Origin of the sequence: Micromonospora sp. D93, assembly GCF_018070365.1 — a bacterium.
Lineage (GTDB): Bacteria > Actinomycetota > Actinomycetes > Mycobacteriales > Micromonosporaceae > Micromonospora > Micromonospora ureilytica.
This window is the reverse complement of the sequence record NZ_JAGPXW010000001.1, coordinates 363784-377306: the sequence shown is the minus strand read 5'-3', so window position 1 is coordinate 377306 and position 13523 is coordinate 363784. Positions and strand designations below refer to the sequence as shown.

The following is a 13523-nucleotide window of genomic DNA, read 5'->3' as shown; positions in this document are numbered from 1 at the left end:
CATGAAAAAGTATGGCGGTGGGACGTCACAAACAACCTGAGATCCGCGACCGCATCCTCGACGCCTGCGTCGATCACGCGCTCGCCCACGGCCTGCCCGACCGTCTCGAACCGTTGGTGAAGGCGACGGGCTGCTCGACCCGCATGCTGATCTACCACTTCGGTACGCGCGACGCGCTGCTGCGCGAGACCCTGCGCCGGGCGCGGCAGCTTCAACGCGAGTTCTACGGCGACCTGTTGTCCCCCAAGCCGGGCGAGCCCTACCTGAGCACGCTGCGGCGCACGTGGCAGGCCATGACCGGCCCCGAGGGCCGCCCCTACCTCAGCATGTTCGGTAAGCTCCGCCAGGACGCTGAACAGCAGTTGTGGCCGAATTTCCGGCGCGAGGCCACCACCGACTGGCTGCAGCCCCTCGAGGACGGCATGCGTACCGTCGGCCGCCCCGAACTCGCCACCCTAGTGCTGGCCGTCATCCGCGGCCTCATCATGGACGTCGAGGCCACCGGCAACACGCCACGAGCCGATCGCGCCTTCGACGATTTCCTGGACGCGCTCGTCCTCCTGACGACCGCCGGCAAAGCGACATACGCGAACGACTGAGTCGCTCACACTCGGCCTAATACTCCAGCCGCAGTTGCCTGATACGAAGTTTCGGCAGCTCGCGGGCATGATGGATGTCGGAGTTGAGTCGGCCACGTAGCTGCGGATGTCGATGCTATTCGGTGCGCTCGTTCTGTGCGCCCACGCCTACCTCGCCGCCACCGCCGCCCACGCCAAAAAGGGGGCGCCGAATCCGAGGACGGCCTCATTCCGCTCACCCTCGGCGAGGTCCGCCGTCTCCTGGCACACCTGATCACCACCGTTCGCCCCTTCGACCACATTCATCGATGGTCGCGATGGCGGCGTCGACACCAGTTCCGCGCCAAAACAGCCCACTACCAGCGAAGACTCCAACTCCACCAGGTGCGGCTGGAGTACTAGCCGCACTGAAGCACTTCAGGAGACACCGGCTCCCGGCGAGACGTGGTTCACCCCGGCAACCCGGCTCGGATTCACGCACCCGGCGATGGACGGCGGGACACTCATCCATTCGGACCTCAACCCAGCGAACCTGATCGTGACACCACTCGGCCTACGCATCGTGGACTGGGCGTGGGCAACCAAGGCCGCCGCATGGGTCGAACTCGCGTTACTCGTCCCATGGCTGATCGGCAGCGGCCACAACGCCGAACAGGCAGAACAGTGGCTCACCCAGCTGCCCGCCTGGACCGCGACTGACGGTCTGGTCCTGGACGACTTCGCTTCAAGGAACGCAACGAAGTGGGCCGCCAAGGCCCGGCGAAGCACGGAGACCTGGGTACACGACCTCGCAATGTGGACTGGCGAGTGGGCGGACCACCGGACCGACGGCCCAGTCAGCCCGTGAGCCACAGCGCGGGGGCACCCTCCCGTGATGTGGGCGCCGGTAGCGGTAGGACCAGCTTCTCAACTAGCCAGCAGTCCCCACTCGGGGCTGGAAATCAGGTCACGCAGCCGGGCGGGTCCATGCCGGTTCGAACCAGAGCCAGCCGCGCTGCTCCCAATCTGCTCCCAATGTAAGCCACACATACCGCAAAGCCCGTTACCGATGACTCCGGTAACGGGCTTCTGACCTGCAAAAACTGAGAGTGGGCGATGCTGGTATCGAACCAGCGACCTCTTCGGTGTGAACGAAGCGCTCTCCCACTGAGCTAATCGCCCTCAGCGCCACTGACTCTACCCGATCGTGGAACCGGACCGGAAATCCGGGGTCAGTGCGTCGCGAGGTAGTGCATGGCCTCGGCGACCACGTCGATACCGAGGCTGTACTTGAGGGAAAGCCAGACCACCGTGGCCACGAAGACCAGGCCGACGGACCCGAGCACGATTCGCACCAGCAGCGACTGCCTCGTCACCCAGCGTGTCCATCCGTGGACGTGGCGGCGGGTGAAGCCGAGCAGCCGGCGGGCCCAGTGGTATTCGACGGCCCAGATGCCCAAGCCGGCGATCACCAGCAGCCAGCCCGGCCCGGGGAGCGGGATGAGGGCGATGCCGATGGTCACCACGATCGCACCGGCGATCGCGATGAAGATCTTGAGTGCGATCCGGCCGGTGGGGTTGGCGCGGATGAGGTCGAGGGTCAGCGAGATCCGCTCACGCCAGCGGGGCCGGCGCGGCGGGTCCTGCACGGCGATTCCACCACCACGACCAGCACCGGCATCGCCGCCGCGACCAGCACCGCTGCCGCCGCCACCACCGGTGCCATCGCCGCCGGGACGACCGGCGTCGGACGCCGGCCGACCGGCCCGTTCGGGCTGCTCCATCGGCACTCCGTACCCCCGCTTTTCGGCTGCTCGGGCCGCGACTTTCGGCGGACCGGGCGCCGCAGCCGCATCCACTGAGGATTGCTTCGTCACCATTTCACCCCCCAGTGTCGCGCGGGCCCGTCACTGCAACGGCCGACTGGACGTTACCGGAGTAAGTCGACGACTGAGCCACCCGATACCGGGCGGGATCACGCACTGGGCAGAACCGGAAATCCTACATGAATGCTCACATTCACGCGGCCTTTCCGTCCCCCTTCCCACCACTGGGTGAAGTCAGCGTATGGCGGAGCGTAGCCAGGAGTAGCACCTGAGTATGGGAAAAGCGGGACACGCGCGTTCCGCAGCGGTGCCGGGGGGAGAACGTCCATGAGTGTCATCCGACCGACGACCGTAGAGGTCGAGACGTCGCTAAGGCTCGTCGCACCTGACGCCACCGCCTTGCCGGTGCGTGCCAGTCTGCGTTACGACCCTGCTGACCCGTATGCGGTCCATGTCCTGTTCCATGCCGAATCGGCAGGGGGCGAGGCGGTGAGTTGGTCGTTCGCTCGCGAACTTCTGGTCACCGGCCTGGACGAGCCGGCCGGCATTGGGGATGTGCGGGTCTGGCCCTGGGCCACACCGCGCGGCGACTTCGTCGCGCTGGCCCTCTCGTCACCGGACGGCAACGCCCTCTTCGAGGTGCCGCGCAGCGTCCTGGTGCGTTTCCTTCGACGGACCTACGTCGTCGTCCCGCGCGGCCGTGAGGCCGAGCACCTGGACGTCGACACGGCGGTGAACCGGCTGCTCGCCGGTCGTTGACCGCCCGAACCTGTAACACCGGCCACACCGGGGCCGCGCGGATCTGCCGAGTCCGCGCGGCCCCGGCACACACCCAGGGCACACCCAGGGAGTACGCGGACAGCGCTCCCCGGGTCGACCGGTGCTCAGCCGTGCGTGGTGATGCCGCCGTCGACGGGAATGACCACTCCGGTGAGATATGCGCCGGCGCGTGACGAGAGGTAGATGGCCGTGCCGGCCATGTCCTCGGGGCGCCCGATGCGGCCCAGCGGCACCTGCTGCTCGATGGCCGCCCGGCTGGTCGGGTCGTCGAGCGCGAACGCCATCATCTTGCTCTCGAACGGGCCGGGCGCGATCGCGTTGACGGTGATCTGTTCACCGGCGAGTTGGTGGGCGAGGCTGCGGGTGAGCATGTGCACGGCCGCCTTGGTGGCCGAGTACGCGTACACCTCCATGAGCGGCACCCGGATGCCGTCGATCGACCCGATGTTGATCACGCGGGCCGGGTCGTCGGCGCTGGCGGCGGCGCGTAGCGCCGGCAGCAGCGCGGTAGTGAGTCGGAAGACGGCCTTGACGTTGACCGCCCAGAGCTTGTCGAACGCGGCCTCGGGGTAGTCCTCCAGTGGCGCGCCCCAGGTCGCGCCGGCGTTGTTGACCAGCACGTCGAGGCGGTCGAAGCGCTCGCGTACGGCGGCGGCCAGTGTCTCGGCGCCGGCGTCGTCGCTGAGGTCGGCGGGGATTGCCTCGCAGTGGCCCTCGGCGGACAGGGTGGTGGCGACCGCCTCGCAGACATCCGCCTTGCGGGACGAGATGATCACGTGTGCGCCGGCCCGGACGAAGCCCTGGGCGATCATCAGCCCGATCCCCCGCGAGCCGCCGGTCACCAGGACCGTCTTACCTTCGACCGAGAACAGCTGCGTCATGCCCATCCCATCGCGAGTCGGCGGGGGCCGCCGGTCGGTCGGGTGGCCGGCGGATGCCGGGTGGACCGCGGACCGACGGCGCTACCGTCGGGTAACGTAGCCCGGCCCCCGGGATCCCGACAAGCCCGTGGCGCACCGCGGATTCCGCTTCGAACGCCGATCGGGATGCGGTGACCTGCGGTTCGGGCTACGGTCGCAGGCGATGGTCTCCACCGATCCCTCCCCCGCGCCATCGATCGGAACGGCGTCTTCCGTAACCGACGAGATAGCCACGTTCGCGCTGGCCGATCTTGCCGGTGACCCGGGTTGGCGTCGGCCGGTGATCGTCGAGCGGGAGCTGTTGATTCTCACCACGCGCGGGCACGGCGACGCGGAACTCGACTTTCATCTGCTGCCGTGTCGGCCCGGCACGCTGCTGCGGGTCGGCCCCGGCCAGGTGCTGCGCTGCGCCGGCCCCCAGTTCGACGCCACAGTGGTCGCCTGGGATCCCGAGGCGCTGCGCGGCTTCGACGTCGACCTGGCCACTACCGCGACCTGGCGGCAGTTGGCCGGTGAGGACGAGGACGCGGTGATCAGTGAGGTGAGCCAGTTGGCGGTGGACTGTCGGCGGCACCCCGACGGCCCCGCCGCCCGCGCGCTGCTCCGGCATCAGCTGGCCGTGTTGCTGCTGCGGCTGGCCGTGGCCCACGCCGATCGGTCACCGGCCCGGCCCGAGGACGAGACGTTCCACCGGTTCCGCCGCGAGGTGGAGCACGGCTATCCGCACACCCGGCGGGTGGAGGACTACGCGGGCGAGCTCGGCTGCTCGGTGCGGACGCTGACCCGGGCCTGTCTGGCCGTCACCGGTCGCAGCGCCAAACAGGTCATCGACGAGCGGGTCGCGTTGCAGGCCGGTCGGCTGCTCGCCGCGACGGATCAGCCGATCGCCCAGATCGGCAGAGGGCTCGGCTTCTCCGAACCCACGAACTTTGGCCGCTTCTTCACCCGCGAGGTAGGGGTCAGCCCCGGCGCGTTCCGGGCCGCACGCGACCAACCGGCCGCCGGCCGGGTGGTCCGACCCCGACCGCCGGCCGACTCGACGGGCGCCAACGGCTGCCGATTCCGAGCCGGCATCCCCGGCGAATCAGCCAACGGCGGGCACGCCACGAAACCCGGGCCGACCGCCGGAGGGCCGGGCGGCACCGGCCGGGCATGATGGCAGGGTGCAGATCTCCGCGCGCGGCGACTACGCGGTACGGGCGGCGTTGAGCCTCGCCACCGCGTACCCCTCGCTGCTGTCCACCCAGGCCATCGCCGCGGAGCAGGACATGCCCCGCAAGTTCCTGGAGGCGGTCCTGGCGGATCTGCGCCGGGCCGGCATCGTCCGCGCCCAGCGCGGCGCCGAGGGCGGCTACACGCTGGCCCGCCCGCCCCGCGAGGTGACCGTCGGCGCGGTGCTGCGCGCCGTGGAGGGCCCACTGGCCGGGGTACGCGGGCTGCGCCCCGAGGAAACCCGGTACGAGGGCTCGGCGGAGAACCTGCCCGGCCTGTGGGTGGCGGTCCGCGCCGCCGTGCGGCGGGTCGTCGACGAGGTGAGCCTCGCCGAGATCGTCAGCGGTCGACTGCCCGCGCACGTCCGCAAGCTCACCGCGCTGCCCGACGCGTGGGAGCCCCGCTGATCCGGTGCCGGCTCACAACACCTGTCTGCTGGATAGAGATTCCGGCACCCGATGGGCGACCGTCCAGGGCGGACAGCGAGAGGGTTTCAAAAGTTGTCGCTTCGGGCATGTTCGATCTCGACACGGCAGGGAACGGTGACGAGGGGAGACCTCCGATGGGCCTCATGTTTCGCAAGCGCAAGAAGTACGGTCCGATCATCCTGAACTTCACCGAGAACGGCTTCTCCTCGTGGAGCATCAAGATCGGTCGCTGGTCCTGGAACTCGAAGGCGCGTGCGCACCGGGTCGACCTGCCGGGTCCACTGTCGTGGAAGCAGGACAAGTCCCGGTCGTAAGCATCCCGGGAGTCGCGCGGGGCGCCGGTGATTCACCGGCGCCCCGCTCGGCGTCTGTGGGGTGGGGCGCTCAGCGCGCCAGGGTGATGATCTCGTCGCCGGCCAGCCGCCCGGCCTCACGTTCTCGCCGCACGTCACCGGCATCGAGCAGGTCGGCGAGCGCCTGGTTGGCGTCGGCAGCCCGATAGACGGTCGCGGTGAGGGTGTGCCGGCGCAGCTCGGTGACCGGCCGTGACCCGCCCGCACGCAACTCGGCCAGCAGCTCGTGGGCCAACGGTTCGAGGTCGGGGTCGCCGACCACGTCGACAGTCGTGCCGGTCGGGTCGAGCGGGTCGCGGTAGCGCACGTCGAGGTCCGCGCCGACCGCCCAGAGCGCGTCGCGGACCGCCTCCAGACTCCGGTCGGAGCGACTGCCGAACGCGATCACACCGGCAGCCTCGCCGCCGGGCAGCACCGGCGCCACCTCGGCGACCAGGGGGAAGCCGGCGGAGACGAGCACGTATCGGGCGCTGTCGCCGGTGTGCAGCAGCAGCTCTCCGGTCCGGCCGTTGGTCGCGGCGGTGAGCAGCTTCGGCGTCACCGCGCCGGGCAGGTCCACGAAGGAGAACAGCGGCGCGCCGGCCGCGCCGGCGGCCTTCACCGCGACCGGTAGCCGGTACGGGTCGCCGGGCAGCAGGTGCACGGTGACCTCGGCGGGCAGTTCCGCCTCGATCGGGCCGAGTCGGGCCGGCAGGTCGGCGGCGGCGGCCAGCACCAGCACCGTCACCTGCCGGCCGCGCACCTGGTCGCCGTGCGCGGCGACCAGGCGCAGCGCCGCCTCCGCGCTGGCCGCGTCGACACCCGCGAGGGCGACGGTGGCCCGCCGGGAGCGGTGCAGGGCCGCGGGCAGCCAGGTCGTCAACTGGCGGACCAGCAGCTCGCGGAGGAAATCGGTGGTCCGGTCGGTCGGCATCGGTCCGTTCTACCGTACGGGCGGTCAGGCCGGGACAGAGATCCCCACCCCGCCCCGGGTCTGCCCGCCGAAGCGCTGCCGCTCGGCGTCCAGGTCGAGCCGACCGATCTGCTTGCGGGCGGCCAGCGCGGTGTCGTCGAGCAGGTCGGCCGGGATCAACCAGACCACCTCGAACTCCAGACCGTCCGGGTCCTTGCCGTAGAGGCTCTTGGTCGTGCCGTGGTCGGAGGTGCCGACCAGCGCGCCCGCGGCGACGAGTCGCTCGGCGGTGGCGGCCAGTTCGTCGAGCGTGTCCACCTCCCAGGCGAGGTGGTAGAGGCCGACGGTGGACCGACCGGCGGTCGACCGGCCGGCGCCCGCGCCGATCTCGAAGAGGCCGAGGTCGTGGTCGTTTGTGGAGTCGGGGGCCTGGAGGAAGGTGGCGCCCCGGAAGCCGTCCGGGGTCATCGCCACCGGGCGGAAGCCCAGCACGTCGCTGTAGAACGCGACGCTGCGGGCGAGGTCACTGACGTAGAGGACCGCGTGGTTGAGCCGGTGGATACCCATGACCCGAGGCTAGCCCAGTTTAGTTGAACATTCAACCATCGGGAGTATGATGGCGGTCATGACCCGCTGGCTGGACCCCGACGAGCAACGCACGTGGCGCGCGTATCTCGCCGCCTCTCGGGTGCTGATGGACACTCTCGACCGCGAGCTGCAACGCGACGCGGGCATGCCGCACGCGTACTACGAGATCCTGGTCCAGCTCTCCGAGGCCCCCGGTCGCCAACTGCGCATGAGCCAGCTGGCCCAGGCCGCGGGGTCGTCCCGCAGCCGGCTCTCGCACGCCGTGGCCCGGCTGGAGGCCGCCGGCTGGGTACGCCGCGAGGACTGCCCCACCGACCGGCGCGGGCAGATCGCGCTGCTCACCGACGAGGGTTTCGCCACCCTCGCGGCCGCCGCGCCCGGCCACGTCGATGGGGTACGCCGACACCTGTTCGACGCGTTGAGCCCCGCCCAGGTCGACCAGCTGCGCCGAATCAGCGAGACCCTGGCCGAGCACCTGACCGGATCCTGACCAATCGACACCGGCGCGGGTCTTGTACTTACCGTCGTCGGATGAGCACGATGGGGCGTGTCTTCCGGCTTCGGTGAACTGACTGATCAGGCGCACCACCTCGTGTCCTCCGGCGATCTTGCCGGCGCACAGCAGTTGCTGTCCGACGCGCTCACCGACGCCGACCCCCGACCGGCCAACGCCACCCCCGAGCTGGCCGAGGCGGCCAGCCTCCAGGCGCGGGTGCTGATCGCCCTCGGTGAGCCGCACTCGGCCCGCGGGTGGGCCGCCTTCGCGTACGCGGCCACCACCCGCCTGCACGGTCGCGCCGACCCGCGCACGGTGGCCGCCGCGGCGACCCTGGCCGCGGTGCTGCACCGGGTCGGCAGCCACTCCCGGGCGGCGCGGCTCTACCAGGAAGTCATCATCGAGCTGACCGCTCAGGACGGCCCGGAGTCACTGCGGGTGCTCGCCGCGCACGCCGACCTGGCCACCGTCGAGTACGCGCGCGGCCAGTGCACGGTGGCCCGCGACCGCCTCCAGGACGCCTGGGAGCTGCACCGCGAGGTGTACGGCGACGGGCACCCCAGCGGCATCAAGATGCTGGCGCGGCTCGGAGCGATGCAGCGCGACTGCGGGCAGTTCACCGAGGGACACGACAACCTGGCGCTGGCCCGCGAGCTGTGCCGACAGCACCTGCCCGCCGACGACCCGCTGGCCACCCAGGTGGCGGCCCTCGCCCGGGCGGCAGCGAGTCCCGATCACGCCTGCGCCGACAACCCGCCCACGGCCCGGGACACGCCTGTCGTGCCGGCCGCCCGCGTCCCACCGCACGGCGACGGGCCGGCCGAATCCGGCTACCACCCGCCGGCAACCGCGACCCACCACGCCGGGGCGGTGCCGAACCCCCGGCTGCCCTCCGACGAAGCGATCGGATCGGCGGGCGACAGATGGCCGACCGAACCGGTGGACGGGCCCCCGCCCCACCCCGCCGACCCTCCGGTGCCGCCGTCGGTGGTCGGGCTGGCCGGCGGCACGGAGGAGCAGCCCGGGGTGTACCGGCTGCACCGGCCGGCCGCCCCCACCGACCCGTACGCGTCGCCGGACCCGCACCCGCCCTCCGACCCGTACGCGCGGCCGGACCCGTACGGGGCAGTTGAGCCCTACACGCCGTCGCGGCTGCTACCGGTGCCCGTGCACCGCGCGCCGCCTGAGCAGCGCAACCGGCTGGTGCCGGTGCTGGTGGCCGGCGTGGTCGTGGTGCTCCTCGGCGCGGCAGCGGTGATCGCCGGGGTGGCCGGGGTCGACGGCGACGAGGAGCCGTCGCCGCCGCCGGCCAGCGCCTCCCCCACCGCCGGCGCGCCGGCCAGCACCGCACCCGCCGCGGCGCCGCCCGGGACCCCACCCAGCGCGGTGACCCTGCGAGACACCCGGGACAGCATCGCGCTGAACTGGACCTACCCGGCCGGCAGCGAGGGCCCGGTGGTCATCGCGGGCGGCCGCACCGGCCAGACCCACAACATCTTCGCGACGCTGCCCGCCGGCACCACCAGCTTCGTCATCTACGCGCTCAACCGCACCAACGACTTCTGCTTCACCGTCGCTGTCGCCTGGTCCACCGACACCGTGGCCCGGTCCAAGCAGGTCTGCACCCGCCGCCGCTGACTCGCCGGCCACGCCCCCGCGCGGCACCAAGAGGCCACCCGGGTGGCTAAGCAACCGCCGGCCTCACTCAGCGTGACTTACCTGTTGACGAATCGACCGTGACCCCCCGTGACGCCCGACCCACCCCACCACACGTCCCACCCAGCCTTTGCTCTGCAGCCCCCGATGCGCCACCCCGGCTGAACAGCTGAAATGTCGCGCCAGCCGCTTCGACAGGCTTCGGCGAGCATCACCTCACGTAGCTGTCGCACCCGCGGGTGCAGAGCAAAGGCTCGTCGGGGGGGGGTGGGTGGGGGCACGTCGCCGTCACTGGCCGTCAGCCTCTGGCCCCCGGCCATCCTCGGCCGACAACGCCGGCAGCAGCAGGCACACCCGTAGTCCTCGCTGCACCGGAGCGTCCGTGACGGTGATGCTGCCGCCGGCGCGTCGGACCAGTTCCCGGACGATGGCCAGCCCCAGGCCGGCGCCCCCGTCGTCGCGGGCCCGTCCGTCATCCAGCCGGGTGAACCGGTCGAAGACCCGCTCCCGATCCGCCACCGGAATCCCCGGGCCGTCGTCGGTCACCGTCACCAGGTGGTACGCCCCGACGCCAGGCCCTACCGTCGCCCCCACCTTGGTCGCCCCCACCTTGGTCGTCCCGGCCGCCGTCGTCCCGGCCGCCGTCGTCCCGGCCGCCGTCGTCCCGGCCGCCGTCGTCCCGGCCGCCGTCGTCCCGGCCGCCGTCGCCGTTGTTCCCGACGTTGTCGCCTCGGCCGCGAGCACGACAATGCCGGAGGCGTGCCGTACCGCGTTGTCGACCAGGTTGGCCAGCACGCGACGCAGCTCCTCGACGGTCCCGATCGTCCAGAGCGGGCCGGCCGGCAGCGTCACCCGCACCGGCGGCGACGGGTAGCGGGCGGCGACCTCGGTGAGTAACGCGCCCAGCTCCACCGGGCCGGTTCCCCGGGCCGGCGGGGTCTCGTCCAGACGGGCCAGCAGCAGGAGATCGTCGACCAGGCGGCTCAGCCGGTCGGTGTCGGCGAGCAGGTTGGCGGTGACCGCTGTCCAGTCGGTCCGGTCGGCGAGGCGCTGGGCCACCTCCAGTTCCGTCCGGATGTTGGTCAGCGGGCTGCGCAGCTCGTGTGCGGCGTCGGAGACGAAGGCCCGCTGCCGGACGCGGGCGGACTCCAGCCGCTCCAGCATGCCGTTGAGGGTGACCGCCAGGCGGTGGATCTCGTCGGCCGACGCCGGCACCGGCAGCCGGCCGGTGCCGGCCCTCCCGGTGATCTCCTCGGCACCTCGACGCAACGCCTCGACCGGCCGCAAGGTCGCGCCCACCACCCGCCACGCCACCCCGGCCAGCACGGCCACCAGCAGCGGGAACGCCACCAGCAGGATGGTCCGGACCACATGGGTGCTGTGCCGCACGTCGGCCATCGAACGGGCGACCAGCACGGTGAGTGGGTCGTCCGCGGTGCCGGCGGGTACGGCGACCACCCGGACCGGGCCGACGAGCCCGACTCGCTCGGCCGGCACCTCCAACCGCTGACGACCGTCGCGGTCCAGCCGCTCCGGGCGGACCATCGGCACCAGGCGGTCGGCGTCGATCGAGGCGGCCCGAATCCGCCCCTGCGCGTCGACGACCTGCACGCGGACCTGCCCGCCGGCCACCGGCAGTGGGTCGGGCAGCGCGTCCTCGGCGGCGAGCAGGGCGACCGCGTCAGCGGTGCGGAACGCCTCGGTGTCGACAGTGCGCTGAAGCACGAAGCCGAGCGCGCCGAGCAGCACCACCCCGCCCACGGCCAGTCCGATGGTGAGGCCGACAACGCCGATCGCCATGAGCCGCCCGCGCAGCCCGAGGACGGGCATCCGGCCGAGCCTGGCCCGACGGGTGGGTGCCGGGCCTGCGGCGGTCACGTCGCCAACCGGTAGCCGGCGCCCCGGACCGTCTCCAGCCGGTCCCGGCCGAGCTTGCGGCGCAGGTAGCCGACGTACACCTCGACGGCGTTCGGCGCGGTCTCCAGGCTCGCGTCCCAGACGTGGTCCAACAACTCGATCTTGGAGATGACCTGGCCCGGCCGGCGCATCAGGTAGTCCAGCAGCGCGAACTCCCGCGCGGTCAGCGCCACCTCGGTGTCCGCCCGGGTCACCCGTCGGCGGGCTGGGTCCAGCCGCAGGTCACCGACCGCCAGCACGGTCGGGCGCTCCGGCGCGCCCCGGCGCAACAGCGCCCGCAACCGGGCCAGCAGCACCACGTACGAGAAGGGTTTGGTGAGGTAGTCGTCGGCGCCGCAGTCGAGGCCGTCGGCCTGGTCGTACTCGCCGTCCTTCGCGGAGAGCATCAGCACCGGCAACCAGTGCTGCTCCGCGCGCAGCCGCCGGACCAGCTCGTACCCGGAGAGGCCGGGCAGCATCACGTCGAGGATCATCGCGTCGTACCCGCCGTGCCGGGCCGCGTCCAGGCCGGCCGGGCCGGTTGCCGCCACGTCCACCGCGAACCCCTCCGCCTGGAGACCGCGTTGCAGGGCAGCCGCCAACCGGGCCTCGTCCTCCACCACCAGCACCCGCACAGCTCAAGGGTGCCACCCGGGTCAATCGGCGCGGTTCGGTGTCCTCAGCACGTTCACAGCACCTAGGGGGCAGGATGGCCGCAGGAGGTGCCACCATGTCCGTTCTGAGAAGCCGTCCCGTCCTTCGTTGGCTGGTCCCGGCCACGGCGGCCGTCGCCGTCATCGGCGGGGGTGCGGCGATCGGCACGTTCGCCGCCGAGGCCGAGCCGAGCCTGCCGCCCCGAACCGCCGCTCAGCTCCTGGTCGACCTGCAAACATCCCGGCTGGAAGGGTTGTCCGGGACCGTGGTGCAACGCGCCGATCTCGGTCTGCCACCCCTCGTCGGGCTGGTTCCCGGCAACGAGCTGACCACCCTGCTGACCGGCACGCACACACTGCGGGTCTGGTACTCCGGGCCGGATCAGCAGCGGGTCGCGCTGATGGACACCCTCGGCGAGCAGGACATCATCCGCAACGGCCGGGACCTGTGGACGTGGCAGAGCCGCAGCAACACCGCCACCCACCGGACGCTCGGCGGCGACGCCGGGGCCTGGAAGCCCGCCCCCGAACCGGCGGCGAGCCTGCCGGCCACCCCGCAGCAGGCCGCCGACCTGGCGTTGGGCGCGATCGACCCGAGCACCGAGGTCAGCGTCGGCCGGTCGGCGACCGTCGCCGGCCAGGACGCGTACGAGTTGGTGCTCCAGCCGCGCGACGATGACTCACTGGTGCACCAGCTGCGGATCGCCATCGACGCCAAGCAGCACGTGCCGCTGCGCTTCGAGGTGCTCGCGAAGGGCAGCGACCGGCCGGCGTTCGAGGTGGCCTTCACCCAGGTCGACTACCGCCGACCCGACGCCGACCAGTTCCGCTTCAACCCGCCGCCGGGCGTGACGGTCAACGAGGAGAAGGCCGAGCGTCCGACGGGCAAGCCCGGTCACGTCGAGCCGGCGGGCGACCCGCAGGTGCGCGCGGTGGGCGACGGTTGGACGACAGTGCTCATCGGCCGCCTCGACGGGGCCGACGTCGGCCGGAAGCCCGCCGCGAAGCCGGCTACTCCCCCGGCCGGATCCGCACCGGACATGGACATGTCGAAGCTGCTCGGCGGGCTGCCGGCGGTCAGTGGCGACTGGGGCAGCGGCCGGCTCCTCACCAGCAAACTGTTCAGCGTGCTGCTCACCGACGACGGCCGGGTGCTCGCCGGAGCCGTCACTCCGGAGCGGCTCTACCAGGCCGCACGCGGCTGATCTCCGCGGTGTGAGCGCCGGGTCGACCTGACGGTCGGCCCGGCGCTTCGCTGTCTGACAG

At 71.8% G+C, this 13523-nt stretch carries 15 protein-coding genes and 1 tRNA gene; 9 read left to right on the top strand and 7 right to left on the bottom strand.

Translation table 11 applies throughout. From position 1 onward, the window contains the following. Positions 1–17: 17 nt before the first annotated feature. Together KBX71_RS01700 and KBX71_RS01695 are read left to right on the top strand one after the other, a co-directional pair. The gene (locus tag KBX71_RS01700) at positions 18–599 is read left to right on the top strand and encodes a TetR/AcrR family transcriptional regulator (RefSeq protein ID WP_247682718.1); all 582 of its coding nucleotides are present in this window, start codon (positions 18–20) and stop codon (positions 597–599) included. A 466-nt stretch (positions 600–1065) separates the two neighbouring features. After that, a complete protein-coding gene (locus KBX71_RS01695; RefSeq protein WP_307846911.1) occupies positions 1066–1425 on the top strand; it encodes a phosphotransferase in 360 nt (119 codons plus the stop codon). Between the two features lie 242 nt (positions 1426–1667). On the opposite strand, the gene KBX71_RS01690 is transcribed toward KBX71_RS01695, so the two are convergent. After that, positions 1668–1739 (bottom strand) — tRNA-Val (locus KBX71_RS01690). 50 nt (positions 1740–1789) lie between these two features. After that, entirely contained in the window at positions 1790–2416 is a 627-nt protein-coding gene (locus KBX71_RS01685; RefSeq protein WP_374102566.1) for a TIGR02611 family protein, read from the bottom strand. Between the two features lie 294 nt (positions 2417–2710). Between KBX71_RS01685 and KBX71_RS01680 the strand changes: the two genes are divergently transcribed. Next, positions 2711–3142, top strand: a complete 432-nt coding sequence (locus tag KBX71_RS01680) for an SsgA family sporulation/cell division regulator (protein WP_007457244.1) — start codon at positions 2711–2713, stop codon at positions 3140–3142. 125 nt (positions 3143–3267) lie between these two features. Here KBX71_RS01680 and KBX71_RS01675 read toward each other — a convergent pair whose 3' ends face one another. Then, positions 3268–4044: a glucose 1-dehydrogenase gene (locus KBX71_RS01675; RefSeq protein ID WP_210816151.1), complete on the bottom strand. Its 777-nt coding sequence runs from the start codon at positions 4042–4044 to the stop codon at positions 3268–3270. Positions 4045–4246: 202 nt separating this feature from the next. Here KBX71_RS01675 and KBX71_RS01670 point away from each other — a divergent pair, with 202 nt between their 5' ends. The 3 genes from KBX71_RS01670 (at position 4247) to KBX71_RS01660 (ending at position 6037) form a co-directional block, all read left to right on the top strand. Further along, positions 4247–5239, top strand: a complete 993-nt coding sequence (locus KBX71_RS01670) for an AraC family transcriptional regulator (RefSeq protein ID WP_210816150.1) — start codon at positions 4247–4249, stop codon at positions 5237–5239. Between the two features lie 7 nt (positions 5240–5246). Beyond that, entirely contained in the window at positions 5247–5702 is a 456-nt protein-coding gene (locus tag KBX71_RS01665) for an Rrf2 family transcriptional regulator (RefSeq protein ID WP_030333674.1), read from the top strand. 155 nt (positions 5703–5857) lie between these two features. Further along, positions 5858–6037, top strand: a complete 180-nt coding sequence (locus KBX71_RS01660) for a DUF4236 domain-containing protein (protein ID WP_030333600.1) — start codon at positions 5858–5860, stop codon at positions 6035–6037. A 70-nt stretch (positions 6038–6107) separates the two neighbouring features. Here the strand turns inward: KBX71_RS01660 and KBX71_RS01655 are convergent, their stop codons facing one another. Continuing rightward, positions 6108–6989 (bottom strand): hypothetical protein, encoded by an 882-nt coding sequence (locus KBX71_RS01655; protein ID WP_210816149.1) that lies wholly within the window; start codon positions 6987–6989, stop codon positions 6108–6110. Between the two features lie 24 nt (positions 6990–7013). Next, complete coding sequence (locus tag KBX71_RS01650; RefSeq protein ID WP_210816148.1) at positions 7014–7535, bottom strand: VOC family protein; 522 nt, start codon at positions 7533–7535, stop codon at positions 7014–7016. A 49-nt stretch (positions 7536–7584) separates the two neighbouring features. Between KBX71_RS01650 and KBX71_RS01645 the strand changes: the two genes are divergently transcribed. After that, a complete protein-coding gene (locus tag KBX71_RS01645; protein ID WP_124816568.1) occupies positions 7585–8046 on the top strand; it encodes a MarR family winged helix-turn-helix transcriptional regulator in 462 nt (153 codons plus the stop codon). Positions 8047–8103: 57 nt separating this feature from the next. Further along, positions 8104–9690, top strand: a complete 1587-nt coding sequence (locus KBX71_RS01640; protein ID WP_210816147.1) for a tetratricopeptide repeat protein — start codon at positions 8104–8106, stop codon at positions 9688–9690. 306 nt (positions 9691–9996) lie between these two features. Here the strand turns inward: KBX71_RS01640 and KBX71_RS01635 are convergent, their stop codons facing one another. Both KBX71_RS01635 and KBX71_RS01630 read right to left on the bottom strand, forming a co-directional pair. Continuing rightward, positions 9997–11538, bottom strand: coding sequence for an ATP-binding protein (locus tag KBX71_RS01635; RefSeq protein ID WP_307846909.1), 1542 nt, complete (start codon positions 11536–11538; stop codon positions 9997–9999). 44 nt (positions 11539–11582) lie between these two features. Beyond that, the gene (locus tag KBX71_RS01630) at positions 11583–12239 is read right to left on the bottom strand and encodes a response regulator transcription factor (protein ID WP_196927724.1); all 657 of its coding nucleotides are present in this window, start codon (positions 12237–12239) and stop codon (positions 11583–11585) included. 95 nt (positions 12240–12334) lie between these two features. On the opposite strand from KBX71_RS01630, the gene KBX71_RS01625 reads away from it, so the two are divergent. Beyond that, positions 12335–13462, top strand: coding sequence for a sigma-E factor regulatory protein RseB domain-containing protein (locus tag KBX71_RS01625; protein WP_210816146.1), 1128 nt, complete (start codon positions 12335–12337; stop codon positions 13460–13462). Positions 13463–13523 lie beyond the last annotated feature (61 nt).